The organism is Alteraquisediminimonas sediminicola (assembly GCF_019740335.1).
GTDB lineage: Bacteria > Pseudomonadota > Alphaproteobacteria > Sphingomonadales > Sphingomonadaceae > Alteraquisediminimonas > Alteraquisediminimonas sediminicola.
Genome location: NZ_JAHXZS010000013.1, coordinates 1 through 1,394, shown reverse-complemented (window position 1 = coordinate 1,394; position 1,394 = coordinate 1). Strand labels below are relative to the sequence as shown.

The following is a 1,394-nucleotide window of genomic DNA, read 5'->3' as shown; positions in this document are numbered from 1 at the left end:
GCCGCTGCGCCTGCCGCAGAGGCACTGGCCAACACCGCCGCAGTTGAAGGCGCGGAAGCAGCCGCCACCAAGTTCGGCCTGATCGAAGCGCTGAACGACGGCGGCGCGCTGTCGTGGACTTTGTTCCTGCTGATGGTCATCATGTCCGCCGTGTCGTGGTACATCCTGTTCACCAAGCTGCGCGAACAGTCGAAGATCCTGAAGGATGGCACCGAAGGCGCCAATCGTTTCTGGGCGGCTGGCAATCTCAAGGATGGCGCTGCCAAGTTCGACAAGAACTCGGCCTATCGCCAGCTGGTCGATGATGGCCATCGCGCCGAAGACGAACATGGCAAGCTGACCGATCCGGTCGATCAGCATGAATGGGTCGGCAACTCGCTGGCACGTAGCCAGGGCCTGATCAATGCCAAGCTGTCGAACGGCCTTGCCTTCCTCGCCACCGTCGGTTCGACCGCGCCGTTCATCGGTCTGCTCGGTACGGTTATCGGCATTCTCAAGGCGCTGATCAAGATCGGTGCATCGGGCGATCCGTCGATCGACAAGGTCGCTGGTCCGGTCGGTGAAGCCCTGATCATGACCGCCATCGGTCTGATCGTGGCTGTGCCTGCGGTGATGTCGTTCAATTGGCTGATGCGTCGCAACAAGCTGATCGCTGAACAGCTCGCGACCTTCGCCAATGACCTGCATGGCTTTATGGCATCGAACGGCGCTGTCCGTCCGCTGATCAAGGCTGCCCCGGCTGCCAAGGCTGCTCCGGCCGCTGCGCCGAAGAAGGCCTGAGATACTTGAAGTGCTGCCGGATGGTTTCGACCATCCGGCGTTACTCAAGGGATAGCTGCCCGGTGCCTCGTGCAAGAGGGTATGCTGGTTCAGCGCTTTTGAATGATAGGATGAAGAGATGGGAGTGAGTGTCGGCGCAGAGGGCGGTAGTGACGCCCCGATGTCAGATATCAACACCACGCCACTCGTGGACGTGATGCTGGTGATGCTGATCATCTTCCTGATCACCGTGCCGGTGGCCGTTAAGAAGATCCCGATGGAAGTGCCGCGCGTGGCGCATCAGCCGACGGTGACCAAGGCACAGAATGTGATGCTGTCGATCCGTGGCGGCGCTTCGGGTGGTTGCGAAGTATATTGGGGCAACCAACTGATCGACGATGCGGCACAGTTGCAGAATCTGGCTGTGGCCAAGTTCAAGAACGAGTCGGACAAGTTGCGCCCGGCGGATCGGCAGAACCCGGACAAGTTCCCGGAAGTGCATATCCGCGCGGATGTGAACACGCCGTATAAGTGCATTGGCGGTACCGTGGCGGTGATGGGCCGTTCGGGCTTCTTCCGGGTCGGGTTCATTTCCGAGCCTAAAGGCCGGACGACGAGCTGATCCACCCCGCAGA

The 1,394-nt window shown here is 60.5% G+C and carries 2 protein-coding genes; both read left to right on the top strand.

Annotated elements, in window-relative coordinates; genetic code table 11:
- Nucleotides 1-24: 24 nt before the first annotated feature.
- Nucleotides 25-780: a MotA/TolQ/ExbB proton channel family protein gene (locus tag K6117_RS14390; protein ID WP_246605134.1), complete on the top strand. Its 756-nt coding sequence runs from the start codon at nt 25-27 to the stop codon at nt 778-780.
- Between the two features lie 118 nt (nt 781-898).
- A complete protein-coding gene (locus tag K6117_RS14385) occupies nt 899-1,381 on the top strand; it encodes an ExbD/TolR family protein (RefSeq protein WP_221796843.1) in 483 nt (160 codons plus the stop codon).
- Nucleotides 1,382-1,394 lie beyond the last annotated feature (13 nt).